General features: G+C 59.3%; 22 protein-coding genes and 1 pseudogene. 9 read left to right on the forward strand and 14 right to left on the reverse strand.

All coding sequences use genetic code 11. The features are described from left to right. Window positions 1-311: hypothetical protein (locus tag Q0C28_RS15425; RefSeq protein ID WP_293577111.1), on the forward strand; the 311-nt coding region annotated here is incomplete at its 5' end. A gap of 2 nt (window positions 312-313) precedes the next feature. On the opposite strand, the gene Q0C28_RS15430 is transcribed toward Q0C28_RS15425, so the two are convergent. Then, window positions 314-892 (reverse strand): NUDIX hydrolase, encoded by a 579-nt coding sequence (locus Q0C28_RS15430; protein ID WP_293577113.1) that lies wholly within the window; start codon window positions 890-892, stop codon window positions 314-316. Between the two features lie 92 nt (window positions 893-984). Here Q0C28_RS15430 and Q0C28_RS15435 point away from each other — a divergent pair, with 92 nt between their 5' ends. Then, window positions 985-2235: a bifunctional alpha/beta hydrolase/OsmC family protein gene (locus Q0C28_RS15435; RefSeq protein WP_293577115.1), complete on the forward strand. Its 1251-nt coding sequence runs from the start codon at window positions 985-987 to the stop codon at window positions 2233-2235. A 59-nt stretch (window positions 2236-2294) separates the two neighbouring features. On the opposite strand, the gene Q0C28_RS15440 is transcribed toward Q0C28_RS15435, so the two are convergent. Further along, on the reverse strand, window positions 2295-2642 hold the full coding sequence (locus tag Q0C28_RS15440; protein WP_293577117.1) for a hypothetical protein: 348 nt from the start codon (window positions 2640-2642) through the stop codon (window positions 2295-2297). An 86-nt stretch (window positions 2643-2728) separates the two neighbouring features. On the opposite strand from Q0C28_RS15440, the gene purB reads away from it, so the two are divergent. The 4 genes from purB (at window position 2729) to Q0C28_RS15460 (ending at window position 7523) form a co-directional block, all read left to right on the forward strand. Continuing rightward, complete coding sequence (gene purB / locus Q0C28_RS15445) at window positions 2729-4033, forward strand: adenylosuccinate lyase (protein WP_293577119.1); 1305 nt, start codon at window positions 2729-2731, stop codon at window positions 4031-4033. Window positions 4034-4292: 259 nt separating this feature from the next. Next, entirely contained in the window at window positions 4293-4874 is a 582-nt protein-coding gene (locus tag Q0C28_RS15450) for a hypothetical protein (protein WP_293577121.1), read from the forward strand. 75 nt (window positions 4875-4949) lie between these two features. Further along, window positions 4950-6158: a FliG C-terminal domain-containing protein gene (locus Q0C28_RS15455; protein ID WP_293577123.1), complete on the forward strand. Its 1209-nt coding sequence runs from the start codon at window positions 4950-4952 to the stop codon at window positions 6156-6158. A gap of 441 nt (window positions 6159-6599) precedes the next feature. Beyond that, window positions 6600-7523 (forward strand): lysophospholipid acyltransferase family protein, encoded by a 924-nt coding sequence (locus tag Q0C28_RS15460; protein WP_293577125.1) that lies wholly within the window; start codon window positions 6600-6602, stop codon window positions 7521-7523. Window positions 7524-7543: 20 nt separating this feature from the next. Here Q0C28_RS15460 and Q0C28_RS15465 read toward each other — a convergent pair whose 3' ends face one another. Continuing rightward, window positions 7544-8320, reverse strand: coding sequence for a thioredoxin family protein (locus Q0C28_RS15465; protein ID WP_293577127.1), 777 nt, complete (start codon window positions 8318-8320; stop codon window positions 7544-7546). Between the two features lie 318 nt (window positions 8321-8638). Between Q0C28_RS15465 and Q0C28_RS15470 the strand changes: the two genes are divergently transcribed. Beyond that, the gene (locus Q0C28_RS15470; protein ID WP_293577128.1) at window positions 8639-8923 is read left to right on the forward strand and encodes an antibiotic biosynthesis monooxygenase family protein; all 285 of its coding nucleotides are present in this window, start codon (window positions 8639-8641) and stop codon (window positions 8921-8923) included. A gap of 209 nt (window positions 8924-9132) precedes the next feature. Here the strand turns inward: Q0C28_RS15470 and Q0C28_RS15475 are convergent, their stop codons facing one another. From Q0C28_RS15475 to yajC, 9 genes are all read right to left on the reverse strand, one after another. After that, window positions 9133-9672, reverse strand: coding sequence for a DsbE family thiol:disulfide interchange protein (locus Q0C28_RS15475; protein WP_293577130.1), 540 nt, complete (start codon window positions 9670-9672; stop codon window positions 9133-9135). Further along, window positions 9665-9823, reverse strand: a complete 159-nt coding sequence (gene ccmD, locus Q0C28_RS15480) for a heme exporter protein CcmD (RefSeq protein ID WP_293577132.1) — start codon at window positions 9821-9823, stop codon at window positions 9665-9667. Before ccmD ends, Q0C28_RS15475 begins: the two co-directional genes overlap by 8 nt. After that, window positions 9820-10551, reverse strand: coding sequence for a heme ABC transporter permease (locus Q0C28_RS15485; protein WP_293577134.1), 732 nt, complete (start codon window positions 10549-10551; stop codon window positions 9820-9822). Before Q0C28_RS15485 ends, ccmD begins: the two co-directional genes overlap by 4 nt. A gap of 65 nt (window positions 10552-10616) precedes the next feature. After that, a complete protein-coding gene (gene ccmB / locus Q0C28_RS15490) occupies window positions 10617-11273 on the reverse strand; it encodes a heme exporter protein CcmB (protein ID WP_293577136.1) in 657 nt (218 codons plus the stop codon). Next, complete coding sequence (ccmA, locus tag Q0C28_RS15495; RefSeq protein WP_293577138.1) at window positions 11270-11878, reverse strand: heme ABC exporter ATP-binding protein CcmA; 609 nt, start codon at window positions 11876-11878, stop codon at window positions 11270-11272. The genes ccmB and ccmA overlap by 4 nt, the downstream gene beginning before the upstream one ends. 224 nt (window positions 11879-12102) lie before the next feature. Then, complete coding sequence (locus Q0C28_RS15500) at window positions 12103-12456, reverse strand: Mth938-like domain-containing protein (RefSeq protein WP_293577140.1); 354 nt, start codon at window positions 12454-12456, stop codon at window positions 12103-12105. Window positions 12457-12654: 198 nt separating this feature from the next. Then, window positions 12655-13623 (reverse strand): protein translocase subunit SecF, encoded by a 969-nt coding sequence (gene secF, locus Q0C28_RS15505; RefSeq protein WP_293577141.1) that lies wholly within the window; start codon window positions 13621-13623, stop codon window positions 12655-12657. Between the two features lies 1 nt (window position 13624). Further along, the gene (gene secD / locus Q0C28_RS15510) at window positions 13625-15286 is read right to left on the reverse strand and encodes a protein translocase subunit SecD (RefSeq protein ID WP_293577143.1); all 1662 of its coding nucleotides are present in this window, start codon (window positions 15284-15286) and stop codon (window positions 13625-13627) included. Window positions 15287-15320: 34 nt separating this feature from the next. Continuing rightward, window positions 15321-15605 (reverse strand): preprotein translocase subunit YajC, encoded by a 285-nt coding sequence (gene yajC, locus Q0C28_RS15515; RefSeq protein WP_293577144.1) that lies wholly within the window; start codon window positions 15603-15605, stop codon window positions 15321-15323. Between the two features lie 179 nt (window positions 15606-15784). On the opposite strand from yajC, the gene Q0C28_RS15520 reads away from it, so the two are divergent. Together Q0C28_RS15520 and serS are read left to right on the forward strand one after the other, a co-directional pair. Then, the gene (locus Q0C28_RS15520) at window positions 15785-17137 is read left to right on the forward strand and encodes a pentapeptide repeat-containing protein (RefSeq protein WP_293577145.1); all 1353 of its coding nucleotides are present in this window, start codon (window positions 15785-15787) and stop codon (window positions 17135-17137) included. A gap of 113 nt (window positions 17138-17250) precedes the next feature. Beyond that, complete coding sequence (serS, locus tag Q0C28_RS15525; RefSeq protein ID WP_293577146.1) at window positions 17251-18543, forward strand: serine--tRNA ligase; 1293 nt, start codon at window positions 17251-17253, stop codon at window positions 18541-18543. Between the two features lie 72 nt (window positions 18544-18615). Here serS and Q0C28_RS15530 read toward each other — a convergent pair whose 3' ends face one another. Next, window positions 18616-19308 (reverse strand): helix-hairpin-helix domain-containing protein, encoded by a 693-nt coding sequence (locus Q0C28_RS15530; RefSeq protein ID WP_293577147.1) that lies wholly within the window; start codon window positions 19306-19308, stop codon window positions 18616-18618. Window positions 19309-19329: 21 nt separating this feature from the next. Then, window positions 19330-19469: pseudogene (locus Q0C28_RS15535) on the reverse strand (IS5/IS1182 family transposase); the annotation flags it as partial.

Here is a 19469-nt window from a genome sequence, read left to right on the forward strand (position 1 = left end):
TACCGAAGAAAAAAACGTCGCCGAGGGTGGCGAAAAAAGGGGATTCGAAAAGCCCGCCGTTCCCTGTGCTCACTCTTCAAAACAGGCCTTCGCGTTATCAGAAGATCCATCGCTGGCTACGCAAAAATCCCCAAACTCTGGAACGTCTGGATAAATTGAAGGGTGGTAAGCGGGCGAAGCGTGATCCCAACGCCCTGATGCAGGCCCCATATGAAGAACACCCATATGAGGGGCCTCATCAGGGCGTCCAAACTGTCAGAGGGTTTGGACGCTCACGGCATCTGGACCGTCCTCAAATCAAACAGCCGTGACCTCAGCCGCAGTCCGCCAGAAACGCATCCAGTTTTTCGGTCAGGACCAGCACACTCGGCGCATCCGTGACCTCCTGCAGGCGGTTCAGCGGCACCCAGGCCAGGGCTTTTGATTCCGCACTGGCCGCAATCTGCCCGGCCTCAGCCACAAACAGATAGCGCACGTCATAGTGCAGATGCGCAACCTCCCGCGGCGTTTGCGGGATCATGTGGATGTCAACGTCGATCACCCGCTGTGACAGAGGCCGGATCCGGCGCAGGCCGCTTTCTTCGTAGGCTTCTTTCCAGGCGGTGAAATAGGCATCCGCAAGCCCGTCACAATGGCCCCCCAACTGCAGCCAGCGATCCAGTTTGCGGTGATGACACAACAGCACAGAGCGTCGGTCCGCCGACAGGACAAAGGCGGATCCGGTCACATGGCCTGTTGCAGGATCTCGGTCAAAGGCCTTGGGCTCGCTGTTGCAAAAGCCCACAATGCGCTGCCACATGTCATGATCGCGCGGCGTTTTCGGCACAAAACCACCCAGTCCCGCACAATATTCCTGCTGGCCTGACATATTCGGCCCCACTGCTGTCACCATTGCTCACCTTCCCGTGACGTCCCCGGCTATCTGCTTGTGCTGCACCGGCTGTGGGCGCACCTTAGAAGCAACTCCATACAAAGGCTATCGTCATGCCCGTCGAACGCATTTCATTTCAGGGTCACGCTGGTGATCAACTGGCCGCCCGCCTGGACCTGCCGGACGGGCCGGTCCTATCAACCGCGTTGTTTGCTCATTGTTTCACCTGCTCCAAGGACATCCCGGCCGCACGTCGGATCTCGGCCCGTTTGGCCGCGATGGGGATTGCGGTGTTGCGGTTTGATTTTACCGGGCTTGGCCATTCTGCGGGCGAATTCTCCAACACCAACTTCACCTCCAATGTCGCGGATCTGATCGCCGCAGGCCAATATCTGGCGCAGCGTGGTCTGGCCCCAACCTTGCTGATCGGCCATTCGCTCGGCGGTGCTGCGGTTCTGCGCGCGCGGGCCGGTCTGCCCTCTGTGCGCGGCGTTGTCACCCTTGGGGCCCCATCCGATCCGGGCCATGTGGCGCATCAATTTGCTGATGCGCTGAGCACGATTGATCGCGAGGGCGCGGCCGAAGTCAGCCTGGCGGATCGGCCATTTACCATCCGCAAGCAATTTGTCGATGATATCCGCGCAGAATCCCTGACGCCCGCCATTGAGGCGCTTGATGCCGCGCTTTTGGTGATGCATGCACCTTTGGATGCCACCGTCAGCATCGACAACGCGGCAGAGATTTTTGGCGCGGCCAAACACCCCAAGAGCTTTGTCACCCTGGATGATGCCGACCACCTGATCACCCGGGCCAAAGACGCCGAATACGCAGCCGATGTGATTGCCGCTTGGGCCGGGCGCTACATCGACCTGTCCCCCCCGGCACCACCGCCGGGTGCGCCCGAGGGCGTTTTGCGCGTCACCGAAGCCGACCCGAGCGGATTTCTGCAGGATGTCCAATCCGGCCCACGTCACCACACCTATGCCGATGAGCCGCTGGCCTATGGTGGCACCAACAAGGGCATGACGCCTTATGGGTTTGTGGCAGCAGGTCTGGGTGCCTGTACGTCGATGACCCTGCGCATGTATGCCCGCCGTAAAGGCTGGCCGCTAGAGAGCGTCAGCGTTGATGTCTCTCATGACAAGGTACACGCCCAGGACGCCCTGCCCTCTGGTCCAGCAAAAATCGATCAATTCACGCGGGTGATCTATCTCAAGGGTCCGCTGGATGACGAACAGCGCGCACGCCTGCTGGAGATTGCAGATCGCTGTCCGGTGCATCGCACCCTCGAACACGGTGCCAAGGTGATGACCCGGCTGGATGACCGGCCGCAGGACACAGAGCCGACTGCGCAGGCTCAGTAACTAAAAACCAAAAGCCTGCGCGCCTTGTCAGACGCCATACCAGACAAGGCGCGCAGGCGTTATTGATAACGCCCGACGGTGATAGCCCCGTGCTCACCGACGAAACGCAGTGCCGTGCCGTCGGTTTCCAGCCCATAACAGGCCCAGAGGTTCGATGGCGGCCAGGTGGAGCAATATTGCCCATCCCGGATTGCCCAGGAGCCCCAGCTGTCGTGCCCGGCGTTATAAAGCGTGCGCCCAGAGGCATGGAACGTCTGCGAGGCGCCATTGTCATAGACCAGCGCCTTACCCTCCAGCGCTACATGGGCCTGAGGCCCAGTGAGAAGACGCCACTCTTCTGCCGATGCGACGGATCCCAGCGCCGACACTGCGGATGATACCGCAATCATCATGGCAAACTGTCTCATTCTACCCTCACCACCTTGCTGTATGGTCCTGCGTCCTCTAATAGGCCAATCATCCGCTGCCCAATCACATAAAGGTGCATTCGCCCATGATCCCACGCTATTCCCGCCCCGCCATGGTAGCCAACTGGTCCCCTGAGACCAAGTTCAAGATCTGGTATGAAATCGAAGCACATGCCTGCGAAGCGATGGCAAATCTGGGCGTCATCCCGCGGGAGAATGCAGACGCCGTGTGGAAAGCCAAAGACGTGGAATTCGACGTCGCCCGCATCGACGAAATCGAAGCCGTCACCAAACACGATGTGATCGCCTTTCTCACCCATCTGGCAGAACATGTCGGCAGCGAGGAAGCCCGGTTTGTGCATCAGGGCATGACCTCTTCTGATGTCCTGGACACCTGCCTGAACGTCCAGCTGGTGCGTGCTGCAGATATCCTGCTGGAAGGCATGGACACTCTGCTCGCCGCGCTGAAGAAACGCGCGCTGGAGCACAAAGACACCGTTCGCGTTGGCCGCAGCCACGGCATCCACGCCGAGCCCACCACCATGGGCCTGACCTTTGCCCGCTTCTACGCCGAAATGGACCGCAACAAACAGCGTTTGCTGGCCGCGCGCGAAGATGTGGCAACCGGTGCGATTTCCGGCGCTGTTGGCACATTCGCCAATATTGACCCACGCGTCGAAGAACATGTCTGCGAACAGCTCGGCCTGCGGCCAGAGCCGATTTCCACCCAGGTGATCCCCCGCGACCGTCACGCCATGTTCTTTGCCACGCTTGGGGTGATTGCATCCTCGATCGAAAACGTCGCAGTCGAAATCCGCCACATGCAGCGCACCGAAGTGCTGGAGGGCGCGGAATTCTTCTCCATGGGGCAGAAAGGCTCCTCCGCGATGCCGCACAAGAAAAACCCGGTGCTGACCGAAAACCTGACCGGTCTGGCGCGGCTTGTGCGTATGACGGTCATTCCGGCGATGGAAAATGTAGCCCTTTGGCATGAACGCGATATCTCGCACTCCTCCGTCGAGCGCGGCATTGGCCCGGATGCCACCGTCACATTGGATTTTGCGCTGCACCGTCTGGCCGGCGTGATCGACAAGATGCTGGTGTTCCCGGAAAACATGCTCGACAACATGAACAAATTCCCTGGTCTGGTGATGTCGCAACGCGTTCTGCTGGCGCTGACGCAGGCCGGTGTGAGCCGCGAAGACGCCTATTCCATGGTGCAGCGCAACGCGCTGAAGGTCTGGGAAGAGCGCGTTGATTTCCGCGAATTGCTGTTGGCAGATGGGGATGTCGTCGCGGCTCTGGGCGAAGAGGCGATCAACGAAAAGTTCGACATGGGCTATCACACCAAACACGTCGACACCATTTTCCGCCGGGTTTTCGGTGAATAAACAGACCCTTATCAGAACTATCTGACAGGTCCCACGGCTGCTGCATCTGATGTGGCAGCCGTTTTTGTTTGGCATCTTGTGCGGGCTGTTGTTAGGTTTCTGGTCCGCGCCACCGCAGTTCGCTTGCCTGAAATCCGAACTCCGGAATCTATACAGTCACCATCCTTCACTTTGATTTTATACTGACTTTGGCACAATCGCTCTACACTCATCCGGAGCGCCGCATGCTGATTGGCGCACGTATGACAAGGACCGTGACATGCCATTGATCTCCAACTTCCCCGCCCTTGCCCTGCCGACCGCTGTGCGCAGTATGTTGCTGGCGCTGCCTGCTGTGTGCCTGGCCGGTGCGACATTTGCCGCAGGCGGCGGCGACAGCTCCCCTCCGAAACCGACGCAAACCACCAAGGAATGCAAAGTTGGCCGGATCTGGGACGAGGACAAAAAGCGCTGCGTGAAAATCAAAAATTCCTCCCTGGATCAGGACGGGCTCTACCAGACCGTGCGCGAACTGGCCTATGCAGACCGCCTGCATGATGCCCAGGAACTGCTGACCCTGGCTGCGGATCAACATGCGGGTTGGGTGCTCACCTATTGGGGCTTTACCCATCGCAAACTCGGCAACACCGAATTGGCCAATGTCTATTACGAACAGGCGATTGACGCCGACCCGGCCAATCATCTGGCGCGCTCCTATATGGGTCAGGGGTTTGTCAAAGAAGGCCGATTGGGTGACGCGCTGGCGCAATGGAAAGCGATCCGAGCAACCGGTGGCACCGGAACCTGGGCCGAAGCCTCCCTGCGTCTAGCATTGGAAACGCAGCAGACCCAAAGCTATTGATTTTTAGCATTTCTTTACGGGTCTCAGCCTAAGGTGGAACAACAGAAAGAGAATCTTTTTGGCTAGGGCTCAGAAATGCAGAATGACAACGCTTTGGCGCTTCCCATGGCGACATCTTCCAACGATCCCGGCGATTTCGCCGCGCCTGCCCCTCTGGGCGGCATGGGCGGAATGGGAGATATGGACTTTGGCGGTGATTTTGGTGGATCCGATTTTGGCGGCGGCGGGGCGTTGGACATGCCTGCCCTGGCGCCTGCCGCACCGGGGCCCAGCAAATCCCGCCTGTCGGGCAAAGCCAAAGCCGCCATTGTCGTTCGCCTGCTGCTGAACGAAGGCGAAGACATCCCACTGGAATCCCTGCCCGACGATCTGCAGATCGAACTGACCCAGCAAATGGGGCGCATGGGTCTGGTGGATCGCGACACGCTGAACGAAGTGGCCAATGAATTTGCCGAAATGCTGGACAATGTGGGGCTGCATTTCCCCAACGGTCTGGCCGGTGCGCTCAGCGCCATGGAAGGTAAAATCAGCCGCTACACCCACAGCCGCCTGCGCAAGGAGGCAGGCGTGCGCCAATTTGGCGACCCATGGGAACGCCTGCGCGCGCTCGAACCCGAAGAGCTGGCTGAGCTGGCCCAGGCCGAAAGCACCGAGGTGGCCGCCGTTCTCCTGTCCAAACTGGACACTGCCAAGGCCGCGCAGATGCTGATCCACCTGCCCGGCCCCGTTGCCCGGCGCATCACCTATGCTGTCAGCCAAACAGGCGCGGTGACCCCCGACACCGTGGATCGCATTGGTCTGTCCCTGGCCGCGCAGATCGAGGCCCGTCCAGAAGTCGCCTTTGACGAAACGCCGGGTCAGCGCATGGGTGCCATCCTCACCCAGGCCGCTGCAGCCAAACGCGATGAGGTGCTCACCGCGCTGGACGAAGAAGACGAAGAATTTGCAGGCGACGTTCGCAAATCGATCTTCACCTATGCGCTCATCGCGCAGCGTGTCAGCCCGGTCGATGTGCCCAAAATTGCACGTCTGGTGGCCCAGCAGGATCTGGTTACCTCCATCGCCTTTGCCACCGACGAAGAAGACGTGGAGTCGAGCGAATTCATGCTGGCCAATATGTCCAGCCGGATGGCCACCAACATTCGCGAAGAAGTGGCCGAACGCGGCAAGGTCAAGCGCAGCGTTGGCGAAAACGCCATGAGCACGATCGTGAATGTCCTGCGCGAAATGGTCAGCAATGGCGAAATCGAACTGCGGGCGGTGGACGAGGAAGAAGAAGATTGATGTCTGCGACCCTACCGGGCCGCGCGCAATATGGTGAACCGATTGGCCCGACAGTTGACTTGTCTGTTGATCGAGTGATTGGCCTGTCAGGCAACCCGTCGCTTCGAAACGCAGTATGCGCTCGCAGCGCGCACGTCCGGCCCTTTGTATCGTGATCCGTCAGCAGGACCTTAGCCTGCGGATCTGGCCTGCGTATCCGCTGGTTAACCCACGGTCATCTGCCTGGTGGGGGCGTTCAAGCAGGTCAGATCTTACATCAACACTAACAGTCAACCCTCTGGTATTGCGTCTTAATATGTGACCCCCAGATGCGGGCAGTCAATCGCCCCGACCCCGCATGGCCGCAGCAGACATCTCCTTGTGCCTGTTCCCACCAGCAGCTATGGTCACAACGAAATCCAAGCCCGCACCGATCAGGTCCCTCTGCCATGTCTTTCCTCTATGCCTGTTGATCCTTCACAGCTGTCTTTTGGAAGGCGCGCCAGCTACTTTGCCAGCAATCTGGTGCTGCAAGGGATCATCCGGGGCATCGGCCTGATCCCCTATCATTTGCGCGTTCCGACTATGGGCTGGGTGCTGCGGACCGCCGCGCCATGGGTGGGCTTTCACAAACGGATCCGATCGAACCTTGCGCTGACCTGCCCCGATCTGTCGCAGGAAGACGTCACTAAATTGTGCCATCAGGTCAGCGACAATATCGGGCGCGTGGTGGCCGAGCTTTACGCAGCGAAACCGTTCTTGGAACGCGCCTGGCGTGCGCCCGTGACCGGCCCTGGCCTACAAGCGCTGGAAGCCGCCCGCGCCGCCAATCGGCCAGTGATCCTGGTGACCGGGCATTTTGGCAATTACGACGCCGCGCGCGCCAATCTGATCCGACGGGGCTTTACCATGGGGGCGCTCTATCGGCGCATGGCAAACCCCTATTTCAACACCCATTATGTCAACGCCATCGAACAAACCGGAAAGCCGATGTTCGAACAGGGCAAGCGCGGCATGATGGAAATGGTGCGGCATCTGAAAACCGGCGGCATCATTGCCATCGTCGCAGATTTGCATGCCCATGGCGGCACCGAGATCGATTTTTTCGGCAAACCGGCGGTTACATCCATTGTCCCGGCAGAACTGGCCCTGAAATACGATGCCGCCATGATCCCGGTCTACGCGATCCGGCAGGACAACGGGCTCGACTTTGAAATCATCCTGCAGGATGAAATTCCCCAGACCGATGCGGTTACGATGACAACGACGGTAAACCAACAGCTGGAAAGCCTGGTGCGCCAGCATATGGGGCAATGGTTCTGGGTCCACCGGCGTTGGAAACCCTATGTGCCGCTACCCAAAACGGCCAAGTCCCCCAAAACCTAATCGGCCGCCAACCTGCGCGATCACTGCAACCGCGCAGCCGCCAACACCCGCCCGAAGGGCGCGGCCTGAACGATCACCGCAGCAGGCAAATCATCCGTCAGCGCAACGCGCAGGGTCAGATCCTCCGCACCGTCCCAATTGGCAATGCGGTCAATCTGTTCCACCACATTGGCATAGGACAGGCGGTGCCCGGCCAGCTCCCCGCGCGAGATATCAACTGTTTGGAGCGGGGTGTAACGCACCAGCTGCACCGCCACAGGCCCGTCAGGCATTGCAGCCGCGCCACTGGCCGTCAGGGTCAACAGCACTTCGCCATCCGCCTGCGGTGCCAACGACACCTCAACCGGTTCAGCCCGACCACGATGGGCCGCGATCGCATCCGCCAGCTTCATCGCGTCAGCGCCAACCACATCATCCTGACCATGAATGATCATCTGCGGTGTGTAGACCATCTGCCGCCCGCCGATCTGGGCATAGCCTTTCTGACGGCGGGTGTGTTCGGGGCTTGCGAATTGATCTTTCCAGCCGATGTAGTCCCAATAATCCACATGCAGCGCCAGTGGCAGCACATCGTTTCGTTTGGTCAACTGATGCAACAACGCATCCGCTGGCGGACAGGACGAGCAACCTTGCGACGTGAACAGCTCAACCACCACAAGCGGTTTCTGCAATTCAAACGCCACAGAGCCCGCAGCCTGCGGATCGGCCGCCTGGGCATCAACGGCCTGGGCCACAGCCCCGCCAGCAAAGGGCATCGCCAAACTCAGCGCAGCAATGAGAGAGCGGATCGCGTTCATGAAGTCCTACCTTTCGACTAGGATCTGAGGTGTAGTGCCGCAGCAGTGAAATGACCAATCAATCATTCTTGAGAAAGCCGCGAGCAACGCGCCAACAGCCGCTGTCGTTACGTCACATATGAACGGACCACAGCCCCAGCCGACAGGAACAGCAGCGACACAGCATCCGAAAAAGCGACTTTTTTCGCCCGAAACGACGCCACCGTAAGGGTTTCGTAAATCTTGCTGGTCGAAGCTATCTGGCAACGCGGCATATTTCCGCCGCGCCCATGCCAAATCCATTGCGGCCAAGGCCCATAGACTAGACGGATAAGACTATTGAAAGATGCAGTCGTCGTTTCGATCCGGCCCAATCCAGAAGACCGCGATCAACTGATCGCCATGTTGGAACACATGATTATCAAAACCCGCGCGTTTCCGGGGTGCCATACCGCGTATCTGTTGCGATCAACCGATGATGACGAGCTGCAGGTGTTTCACATCTGGGACACGGCAGAGGCGTTGGACAACTATCTGACCTGGCGCGCCGAACGCGGCGATTTCATGGACATCAATGCGTTGATTTCACAGGAACAGATCTATCGCAGCTACCTCGTGGTCTGAACCCGGGGCGCTGGGCGCAGGCGGTTCGCGCAGAGGCGCGGGGTCCGGTCGCTCCGCATTGAGGACCTGTGCGCGCGGGATAGAGCCCCGTTCCCGATGCTCCTTTTGCCCCATCCTGCGTCGTCGCTTTGTTGCGCGCCATCGCGACACGCAGCAGACATGGGATCGGGTCAGTGGCTCGGGTCAGTGGCTCGGGTCAGCGGCGCGGGTCAGTTCTGGGCAGCAGCCTCAATCGCAGGGCGCAGAGTGTTGTCGATCACGCGCTGGGTGATCGGCCCGGCAAAGCGCAGGATGATCGTGCCCTCGCCGTCCACCACATAGGTTTCAGGCACGCCGTAAAGCCCCCAGTCCAGCGCCATACGGCCCTGCGCATCGGTGCCAACGCCGGCATAGGGATTGCCAAGCTCTTCGAGAAAACCGACAGCCGTGGCCTCCTGATCTTTGTAATTGACGCCGTAGATGGCGAGCCCTTCTTTTGACAGGGCATCCAGATTGGGGTGTTCCACACGGCAGGGCGCACACCAACTGGCCCAGAAATTCACCAGCTTCACCTCGCCATCGCGCAAGGTGGCATCATCAAAGCCTGCGATCCCGGGGAACGGCGCCAGCACCACAGGCGGGGCTGGTTGTCCCGCGCGTGCTGATGGCAGGGCTTCGGGATCATCGCGCTGCATGCCGACATAAGCCAGGCCAACAAAGGCACCAAATACCAGGATCGGCAGCGCCATGATGGGAGACACTTTAGCCATTGCGCCCACTCCGCTGTTCCATCTCTTTCATCTCGGCCCGCAAACGACGACCGCGCCACAGGGTGGCACCGACCAGTGCCAGCAACAGTGTGATGGTCGCACCGTAAGAGGCCAGCACATCAAAGGCGTATTTTCCAAGATCGGGCATCATGCCACCATCCTTTCGCGCAGCATCAAGGCCCGCACCCGGCGCGCTCTGATCTCTGTGCCGGTGCGGTACAGAACAAGGGCCAGGAACAAACAGCCAAAACCTGCCATGCAGACATAAAGCGGGGTGGAAAAGACATCTGCGACGTTTTCTTCCTTGTCGAGACTGAGCGACGCGCCCTGATGCAACCCTTGATTCCAGAACAGCACCGCGTAACGGCTGAGCACCGCAAAGACCGAGCCCACCAGACACAGGATGGATGTCAGGTCCGCCGCTGTATCGGGATCTTCGATCGCGGCCCAAAGCGCGACATAGCCAAGATAGAACAGAAACAGGACCAGAAAGGAGGTCAACCGCGGGTCCCAAACCCACCAGGTGCCCCAGATCTGATGGCCCCACAGCGCGCCGGTGATCAAAGCAATCAACGTCATGATCACCCCAACAGGCGCGGCTGCTTTGGCCGCCAAAGCGCTGACATGATGACGCCGGATCACCCAGATGAGCGAGGCCACCAACATCATGAACCAGGCATTGATAGCGATGAAGGCCGAAGGCACATGCACAAACATGATCTTGACCGATGCCCCCTGGCGGAAATCATCAGGGGTGAAAAAGAACCCCCAGATCAAGCCAACGACGCACAGCACCGCCGCCAGCGCCCACACAGCCGGGAGCAGCCGCTCAGTGGTGGTCAAAAACGTCTTGGGGTTTGCAAATTTCCAAATCGACATGGTGGCTACTTAGCTCTTCTTGGCGAAAGTCTCAATTTGTCCGGCAGCGAAAACACACCGAAAGCTCAGCGCAAATTGACGCGCAGAACGGCCGCACTGGCGAACGGCAGCAGGGCAATGGTGGCAGCCGAGATCCCTGCCAGCATCAAAAGGGGCGTTTCAACCGAAAACCCCGCAGCCCCGCGGCGCGCAACCTCGGCGCCGAAAATCAACGTCGGCACATAAAGCGGCAGAACCAGCAACGACAACAACAGCCCGCCGCGTTTCAACCCAACGGTCAGCGCCGCGCCGAACGTGCCGATAACCGACAGGGCCGGTGTGCCCAGAAACAGTGAGACCACCAGCCAGGAAAATCCTTCCGCAGGCAGGTTCAGCATCAACCCCAGCACAGGCGACACCAGAACCAGCGGCACTGCGGTTGTGAGCCAATGCGCAGCCGCCTTGATGGTGACCACCGCCTCCAGGGGTAGTGGCGCCGTCGCCAGCAGATCCAGCGTGCCATCCTCCCAATCCAGTGCCAACACACGGTCCAGTGACAACAGACAGGCGAGCAAGGCGCCAAGCCACAGAACGCCGGGCGCAATCCGCGACAACAGCTCCGATTGTGGCCCGACGGAAAAGGGCACCAGAACCGTCACAATCAGGAAAAACGCGAGGCCAAGCCCAAATCCACCGCCCGCACGCAGCGCCAGTTTGAGATCTCGCAACAACAGGGCCTTCATAAAAACGCCTCGTCAAAGTCCTGCAGGTCCGGCAGTTTGGCGCGATAAGCGCTGAGATCCAGCGTCTCCTCCTCCAGACCCAGATCGATATGGGTGGCGATCAAGGCAGCGCCGCCCTCAGCCAGATGGCGCTGCACCACGGATGCGAAATTTGCCACCGACGCGCGGTCCAGACTGACGGTTGGCTCGTCCAGCACCCAATACCGCCGCCCCGTGACCATCAACCGCGCGAGACCAAGCCGCCGCTTCTGCCCTGCTGACAACGCTCCAGCCGGTCGGTTGAGCAACGCGCGCAGATCAAAGGCCTCGACCGCGCGGTCAATATCGCAGCTGCCAAAGACCTCCGCCCAGAAGGCCAGGTTTTCCGCCACACTCAGCGTCAGTTTGATGCCGTCGGAATGACCGGCGTAGGCGATATCATCTTCGACACCGGTGATGCTGCCCGCGATGGGCGGCTGCAGGCCTGCGATGGTGCGCAGCAACGTGGTTTTGCCGCAGCCGTTTGGTCCCCGCAGGATCAGCGCGCGGCCGGGATCAAGCTGGAAGCTCACCCCCTCCAGCACCGGCACGCCCCCCCGTGCAATGCTCACATCTGCGATCTTCATGCCCACTGTCCGCGTCTGCCTGTTTCTTCCGCCTGCAAAGCGGATCCTGCGTTCGATGTCCTTGCGCCAGATCAACCCGCTGGCCTATGCGCCGATTGTCTGGCCATGATGATGTTGAAGCCCACGCATCTGCTGTCCCAGATACCCCGCCAACGCGCGCTGTTCCGCCCCCAAATTCCTCGCGCCCTCAATCCACTGGGCCACGGGAGCCGAGACAGATCTGCTCAGATGCTCAGCGCTGCCAGCGCAATGCGCCGCCCTTCGGAGAGCAAGACGTTATAGGTGCGACAGGCTGCGGGGGAGTTCATGCTCTCCACCCCGATGCCCGCAGCCTCCAGCTGTTGGCGCAGCGCTGGTGGAACATGGGCCACTTCTGCGCCGGTGCCGATGAACAGCACGTCGATCTCACCCGCAAGCGCCAGCAAAGGCGCGGTATCGTCATACCCACCCCAGACAGAGGTACTGTGGCTGCCGGTCAGCAGATGGCCGTCCTGCACCTCTCCGCCCACACGAAAGAAGCCCGGGCCGTAGCCATCCACCGGGACCGCGTCGGAAAAGGAAACTTCGTTCAACCGCATCTGGTTCTCCTTCTGTCAGGTTGCCGCGCCGCAAACCGGTGCGCTTATGGGCCCTGAATTTTCACTCAGCCCAAGAGCGCTTCGTGGGCCCTATGGCTCTGCGCTCCATACCATGGAGTTCCGATCGACAAAATAGCGCGCCCAACAGAAAAGGCCGCAGCAGTGCCGCGGCCTTCTGATTTGCAAGACACCCCGTAATCAGGCGTCGATATTGGCGAATTGATTGCCCGTGGTGTTGGTCGGTTTGGTCCAGTCGCGCTTCACGCCCAGCCACAACAGAATGGTGGAGGCCACAAAGATCGACGAATAGGTGCCGATGATCACACCCCAGATCATGGCAAACACAAACCCACGGATCACATCCCCGCCGAGAACATAGAGCGAGACCAGCGCCAGCAATGTGGTCACAGAAGTCATCACCGTCCGGCTCAGGGTTTCGTTGATCGAGATGTTCAGCACTTCTGCCAAGGGTTTCTTTTTGTAGCGCCGCAGGTTTTCGCGCACCCGGTCAAACACAACCACAGTGTCGTTCAGCGAATAGCCCACAATGGTCAGCAGCGCGGCAATGATCGCCAGGTCGAATTTGATCTGCAGTTCGGAAAAGACGCCAATGGTCAGCACCACATCGTGGACCAGTGCAGCCACGGCACCCAGGGCAAACTGCCACTCAAAGCGCAGCCAGATGTAGACCAGAACCGCCGCAATCGCCAAAGCGACCGCGATCACCGCCGTTTGCACCAATTCGCCCGATACTTTGGGCCCGACACTTTCGACGGAGACGAATTTGATGCCCGGCGCCACGGTTTGCAGGGCCGCATTGATCTGCTCGATCACCTCGCCAGAGATCGACTCGCCGTCATCCTGCGCCTGAATGCGCACCATGGCCACGTGCTGATCTTCTGCAAAGGTGGGGTCAAACACCTCGCTGATAGACACATCCCCCAACTCCAGCGTCTCCAGCGCCGAGCGATACGCCCCAACGTCGATTTCGGTGGTGCTTTCGGTCCGGATCGTGGTGCCGCCGCGAAAATCGATGCCGAAATTCAGCCCCTGCAGCGCAAAAGATGCAAAGCCGACCAGGATCATCACCGCAGAGATTCCCAACCAGAGCTTCCAGCGCTTGAAGAAGTCGAAGGCGGTTTTTTCGGGAATAAGTTTCAGCCGCATGTCAGACCTCAATTGTTTTCGGACGACGCCGTTCGAACCACATCACAATGATCAGGCGGGTTACAAAAATGGCGGTGAAGACGGATGTCATGATCCCAAGACCCAAGGTGATGGCAAAGCCGCGCACCGGGCCAGAGCCCATGGCGAACAGGATCACAGCGGTGATGAAGGTGGTGATATTGGCATCCAGAATGGCGCTCAGCGCTTTTGAATACCCTTCATCAATGGCGCGTGCTGGTCCGCGACCGGCCTTCAGCTCTTCGCGGATCCGCTCGAAAATCAGCACGTTGGCGTCAACCGCCATACCCACTGTCAGAACGATGCCCGCGATCCCCGGCAGGGTCAGCGTGGCGCCAATCAGGCTCAGCGCGCCAAAGATCAGGCCGATGTTCAGGATCAGAGCGACATTGGCGAACAACCCAAACATACCATAGCTCAGCGCCATGAAAACCAGCACCGCGACAAAGGCCACGATGGTGGCCACCTTGCCCGCATCAATGCTGTCCTGGCCCAACTCAGGACCGATGGTGCGCTCTTCAAGGAATTCCAAGCCCGCAGGCAAGGCCCCTGCCCGCAGCAGGATGGCCATGTTGGTGCTTTCCTCGATGGTGAAATTGCCGGTGATGATGCCGGAGCCACCCGCGATATGGGCCTGAATGACCGGCGCGGAGACCACTTCTTCATCCAGCACAATCGCAAACGGAGATCCGATGTTCTCCCCTGTATAATCACCGAATTTGCGCGCGCCCGTCGTGTTAAAACGGAAGCTAACGGCAGGTCGGCCGTTTTGGTCAAAGGACGGTTGCGCATCCACCAGCTCTTCGCCAGTGACCACGGGGGCCGCCTCGACCGTATAGAAAACGCCGCTCTCATCCAGCGACGGGATCACCTTATTGCCCACGCCAGCAGGGGCATCCGCATCCGCGCCACGCCCCACAACCGGGTTAAAGGTCAGCTGCGCTGTGGTGCCGATGATCTCTTTCAGCTCTGACGCAGAGCCGATGCCCGGCACCTGGATCAGAATGCGATCCGCCCCCTGACGCTGGATCGTTGGCTCCCGTGTGCCGACCTCGTCGATACGGCGGCGCACGATTTCCAGCGCCTGGCGCACGGTACGATCATCAGAGGCCAGTTTTTCCGGCTCGCTCAGCTCGATGGTGACAATGTCACCACTCCCGCTGACGGTGATGTCATTGGCGCCTGTGCCGGTGAGCGTGGTGATGGGCGTGGCCAGGCCGCGGATCACCTCCAGCGCGCGGGCCATGCCCTCGGGGCGGGACAGTTTCAGACGAATCTGCCCATCCGGCGCGGGCTGGCGACGGAATGTACCGACCTCTGCGCGTTCCGGACGCAGCGCGTCGCGGACTTCGGGCCACAGCGCATCCATGCGCGCGGCATAAACGTCTGCGACCTTCACTTCGGCCAGCAGATGCGCGCCACCGCGCAAATCCAGGCCCAGGTTCACCAGCGACGATGGCAACAGCGCAGGCCATTGCCCCGCCACCTCCAACCGCTCCGGGCTTTCACCCTTGAGGGAAATTTCGGTGGCGGCATCATTGGCCTGCTCGACGCGCGTGTAAAACGCATTCGGCAGGGCAAGCAAAAGTCCGGTCACACAGACCAGCCAAATGAGCACCCGCTTCCAGAGATCAATTTGCAGCATTGCCCTGCCTTTTCAATTTGTTAAGCAGGAAAGCTCAGTCTGCTGGCTCGGTTTTATTCAACACCTGAGCGATGGTGGAGCGCACAACGCGGATTTTCACGCCCTCGGCGATTTCCACTTCGATTTCGCCATCGTCCTTGACCTTGGCCACCTTGCCGATGACGCCACCCTGGGTCACGACCTGATCCCCGCGGCGCAGCGCGGCCACCATGTTCTGATGTTCTTTCATCTTTTTCTGCTGCGGACGGATCAGCAGGAAATACATGATACCAAAGATCAGAATGAGCGGGAGAAATTGGGCGATTGCGCCACCTTCCATGGGATATTCCTTCTGTGAGACAGGCGCTTGTCACGCCCAGATTTTTGCCGCTGAACCTATGCGCTGCGCCCCCCACTTGCAAGGCTAAGGCGGCCAGAACCCACCCCGCAAACGCAGTTGACCCGATCAAGGGGCAATGAGAGGGTGCGGGTATTGATTTTCAGAACCAGATTACAGCCATGATCGATTTGACAGACCCGGGCCTTCTGCCTGTCCTCGCCCTCTTGGGCGCCGCCGTATTCATCGTTTTCCCAATTGTTGTTTTGTCGTCAAACGAAGCCAAACCAATCGCAGACTTACAGTCAAAACTGGGGCTGGATTCTGTGTGGCCACCGGTTTTATTCATCGGCGCTGCGCTCTGGGCTGTTGTGTTCGGGCTATTGGTGGTTGGGCTGCTCTCGGTGATTTGGGAGATTATCCAAGGCGTTTACTGGCAGTCCACTGACGGCGACATGAGCAACAGCGGACGTTTCGCGCTTGTTCGTCTCACGGCCATCACCGCAACCACCGGCGCAGTCATTGCCTTCCCGCTGACCCTGATCAAAGTCAAACTCACGCGTGATGCGAATGAGACATCAGATGAAACTCTGTTCAACGAGAAGATCAACACTGCCACCGAAGACCTTCACGCCATGCGCCAGCGCTGGGATGGTGAGCAAAACATCTGGGAAGACGACATTGTGCGCCGGAACGCGGCTATTGATCGTTTGGAGGGTTTGGTCGTCGAGCGCCCAGACACGGCAGCCAGAGTGTCGCGACTGTTGAGCGTTTATGTTCGCGTGCTTTCCCGCGATATGCCTGCCAGAAACCCACCAAAAGATGTGGACATAATCGAACTACACAGATGGGAGCTTACTCTGCGAATGCCGCGGTCGGATATGGAAAACGCAGTCCAGGCTCTAGGTCGAATGAAGCGTATATCCAATGTCAAACCAGGAAGCGTAACCATCGACCTACGGAACGCCAATTTGCAAGCTTTTGATCTTAAGAACTTGGATCTATCGCATGCGCAAATGCAAAGCGCGAAACTGCAGGGGGCTAACCTTGCTGGTTCCGTCCTAACCAACATCAATCTGAGATCTGCAGGACTCCAAGTAACAGGTCTGGAAAATGCTATGATGCAGGGAGCAAACCTACGCCTGGCAATGGCAGACGGGGCCCGGTTGGAAAATGCAAACTTAAAAGACGCCAACCTCAGTAGTATATCTATTCAACACGCATCTCTGGCCAACGCCCAATTGAGGAGAGCGAACCTAAGCGCTGCGGTGGTAAAGAACGCGGAATTTCGAAAGGCTGATCTTTCTGAAGCAAATCTGAGCTTTGTCGATTTTTCAAGCGCTCGCATTGAAGATGAACAGATCGTGTCCGGTTTTGGCGTTTCGCGCACAACGTTGAAGGATGGACGAGGAACCGATAGCCCAGGATGGCCAAGCCACTGGCCAAAGACAGACCCATCGTTCTTTCATACTGATAAGGGATGGAAAAGATGGCTAGCTGACCCTCACAACTACACACCTCCCCCCGCCCCCTAACGTGCCATCCCACAACACCCTGGCGGCAAACGTCCGCGCCCCCTTCCCCTTTGTTCACCCTTCCGGCATATGCTGGCGGCACTGATTCAAAACCGCTTGATAGGAGCAGACCCATGCATGACATTCGTGCAATCCGCGAAAACCCAGCAGCGTTCGACGCCGCCCTGGCGCGCCGTGGAGATTCTGCTCTGTCGTCCGACGTGCTCGCACTGGATGAGGCGCGCCGCGCCAAGATCCAGGCCGCCGAAGAGGCACAGGCCGAGCAGAACAAAGCCGCCAAAGCCATCGGCGCGGCCAAGGCCAAGGGCGACACAGAAGAGTTCGAGCGTCTGCGCGCTGCCGTGGCCGAGAAAAAGGCCGAGGTCGCTGCAATGCAGACCGAGGCCAAGGAGCTGGACGCCAAGCTGACAGACATGCTGGCGCGCATCCCCAACGCCCCTGCCGAGGATGTGCCCGCAGGCAGCGACGAGGACGACAACGTCGAAGTCAGCAAATGGGGCGAGATCCCGGCCTTTGCCTTTGAGCCCAAAGAACACTTTGAGATCAAAGGCGTCGCCGCGGCGATGGATTTTGAAACCGCAGCAAAGATCTCTGGCGCGCGTTTTGTGATGCTGAAAGGTGCGGTGGCCCGTATCCACCGCGCGCTGGCGCAGTTCATGATCGACACCCATGTCGATGAAAACGCGCTGATGGAGGTAAACTCTCCGGTGCTGGTGCGCGACGAGGCGATGTATGGCACAGACAAGCTGCCGAAATTCGGTGATGACAGCTATCAGACCACCAATGGCTGGTGGCTGGTGCCCACATCTGAGGTGCCGCTGACCTATTCGGTTGCTGGTGACACTCTGGACGAAGCCGCCCTGCCGATCCGCATGACCGCCCATACGCTGTGCTTCCGCTCCGAGGCGGGCAGCGCGGGCAAAGACACTTCTGGCATGCTGCGCCAGCACCAGTTCGAAAAAGTGGAGATGGTCTCCATCGTGCATCCAACACAATCCGACGACGAACAAAAGCGTATGCTGCGCTGCGCCGAGGGCCTGCTGGAGAAACTGGGCATTCCCTACCGCACCGTGATCCTGTGTACCGGTGACATGGGCTTTGGCGCGCGCCGCACCTTCGACATCGAGGCCTGGGTGCCAGGACAAAACACCTACCGGGAGATTTCGTCTGTCTCCACCACCGGTGATTTCCAGGCCCGCCGCATGAACGCGCGTTTCAAACCCGCAGATGGTGGCAAGCCGGAGTTCGTGCACACGCTGAATGGCTCTGGCCTGGCGGTTGGTCGTTGCCTGATCGCAGTGCTGGAAAACGGCCAGCAAGAAGACGGCTCTGTCAAACTGCCAGGGGCACTTGCGCCCTATCTCGGCGGCAAACTGACCCTGAGCGCGGAGGGCCAGCTGGTTTAACATCACGCTGCAACCGCTTGTAAAAAATGAAACCGGCCACCTGTATCAGGGGCCGGTTTTTCATTTGCAGGTCTATTTCTTGGCTTTTTTCCTGCCCTGCTTTGCGGCCTGTTTTAAGGCCTGCTTTTCCGCCTGACGTTCAGCCTGGCGTTCAGCCTGTTTGCTGATCTGTTTTCTAATCTGTTTTGCCGCCTGTTTTGCTGTCTTGTCCCCAATGGGCTTGTCAGCCTTCTTACCGCTGGTCTTTTTCTTCGGGGCCTCGCTCGCCTTGGCGTCCAAAATCGCCTTGGCCTTGGCCTTTTCCTTCTCGATCGCGGCTTTGGCCTTGGCTTTCACTTTCTTGGCTTTGGCCTTGGCCTTGACCTTGGCGACCGCAAATTCCGCAGCGAGGAGTTCTGCCCGTTTGGCGGCCTTCTTGGCCTTGGCCTTTGCCTTCGCAGCCTTGGCTTCGGCTGCGATCCGTCCGGCCTCCGCCGCGGCAAGGGCGGAGCTGAGCTGTTCCTTGGTGGCGCGCGCCCCGCTGCCATTGGCGGCCACCGGGGCGTCGGCTGACGCTTGCGTGGTCGCCTTGGCAGGCTTTGGCGTGCCTGCAACCTTGCGGGCTTCTGCAATCAGCTTGGCCGCACGCAGTGGTCCGATCCGCGGGATCTGCACCAAAGCATCTGGCGCTGCGGCGGCCAAGGCCTCAACCGACGGCAATCCATTGGCCTGAAACATCTCCGCCAGCGCGGGCCCGACGCCGTTCAATTTGGAAATGGGGGTCATGAATGCTCCTTGTCTAATCAACTAGGCAGCCGACTCATAAAACTCGATCCACAGTCTGACGGATGCCAGTTTGATCATCGACAGGAAATTGCGTGACGTCTTTTCGTATCGGGTTGCGATGCGACGGAACGAGGCTTTCAGCCTGCCAAAGAACCGCTCGA

The sequence above is a fragment of the Phaeobacter sp. genome (genome assembly GCF_022825805.1).
Taxonomy (GTDB): domain Bacteria; phylum Pseudomonadota; class Alphaproteobacteria; order Rhodobacterales; family Rhodobacteraceae; genus Phaeobacter.

Coding starts and splice junctions, on each gene's coding strand:
- Q0C28_RS15430 (WP_293577113.1), bottom strand. CDS start 892: ATGGTGACAGCAGTGGGGCCGAATATGTCAGGCCAGCAGGAATATTGT.
- Q0C28_RS15435 (WP_293577115.1), top strand. CDS start 985: ATGCCCGTCGAACGCATTTCATTTCAGGGTCACGCTGGTGATCAACTG.
- Q0C28_RS15440 (WP_293577117.1), bottom strand. CDS start 2,642: ATGAGACAGTTTGCCATGATGATTGCGGTATCATCCGCAGTGTCGGCG.
- purB (WP_293577119.1), top strand. CDS start 2,729: ATGATCCCACGCTATTCCCGCCCCGCCATGGTAGCCAACTGGTCCCCT.
- Q0C28_RS15450 (WP_293577121.1), top strand. CDS start 4,293: ATGCCATTGATCTCCAACTTCCCCGCCCTTGCCCTGCCGACCGCTGTG.
- Q0C28_RS15455 (WP_293577123.1), top strand. CDS start 4,950: ATGCAGAATGACAACGCTTTGGCGCTTCCCATGGCGACATCTTCCAAC.
- Q0C28_RS15460 (WP_293577125.1), top strand. CDS start 6,600: ATGCCTGTTGATCCTTCACAGCTGTCTTTTGGAAGGCGCGCCAGCTAC.
- Q0C28_RS15465 (WP_293577127.1), bottom strand. CDS start 8,320: ATGAACGCGATCCGCTCTCTCATTGCTGCGCTGAGTTTGGCGATGCCC.
- Q0C28_RS15475 (WP_293577130.1), bottom strand. CDS start 9,672: ATGGCTAAAGTGTCTCCCATCATGGCGCTGCCGATCCTGGTATTTGGT.
- ccmD (WP_293577132.1), bottom strand. CDS start 9,823: ATGATGCCCGATCTTGGAAAATACGCCTTTGATGTGCTGGCCTCTTAC.
- Q0C28_RS15485 (WP_293577134.1), bottom strand. CDS start 10,551: ATGTCGATTTGGAAATTTGCAAACCCCAAGACGTTTTTGACCACCACT.
- ccmB (WP_293577136.1), bottom strand. CDS start 11,273: ATGAAGGCCCTGTTGTTGCGAGATCTCAAACTGGCGCTGCGTGCGGGC.
- ccmA (WP_293577138.1), bottom strand. CDS start 11,878: ATGAAGATCGCAGATGTGAGCATTGCACGGGGGGGCGTGCCGGTGCTG.
- Q0C28_RS15500 (WP_293577140.1), bottom strand. CDS start 12,456: ATGCGGTTGAACGAAGTTTCCTTTTCCGACGCGGTCCCGGTGGATGGC.
- secF (WP_293577141.1), bottom strand. CDS start 13,623: ATGCGGCTGAAACTTATTCCCGAAAAAACCGCCTTCGACTTCTTCAAG.
- secD (WP_293577143.1), bottom strand. CDS start 15,286: ATGCTGCAAATTGATCTCTGGAAGCGGGTGCTCATTTGGCTGGTCTGT.
- yajC (WP_293577144.1), bottom strand. CDS start 15,605: ATGGAAGGTGGCGCAATCGCCCAATTTCTCCCGCTCATTCTGATCTTT.
- Q0C28_RS15520 (WP_293577145.1), top strand. CDS start 15,785: ATGATCGATTTGACAGACCCGGGCCTTCTGCCTGTCCTCGCCCTCTTG.
- serS (WP_293577146.1), top strand. CDS start 17,251: ATGCATGACATTCGTGCAATCCGCGAAAACCCAGCAGCGTTCGACGCC.
- Q0C28_RS15530 (WP_293577147.1), bottom strand. CDS start 19,308: ATGACCCCCATTTCCAAATTGAACGGCGTCGGGCCCGCGCTGGCGGAG.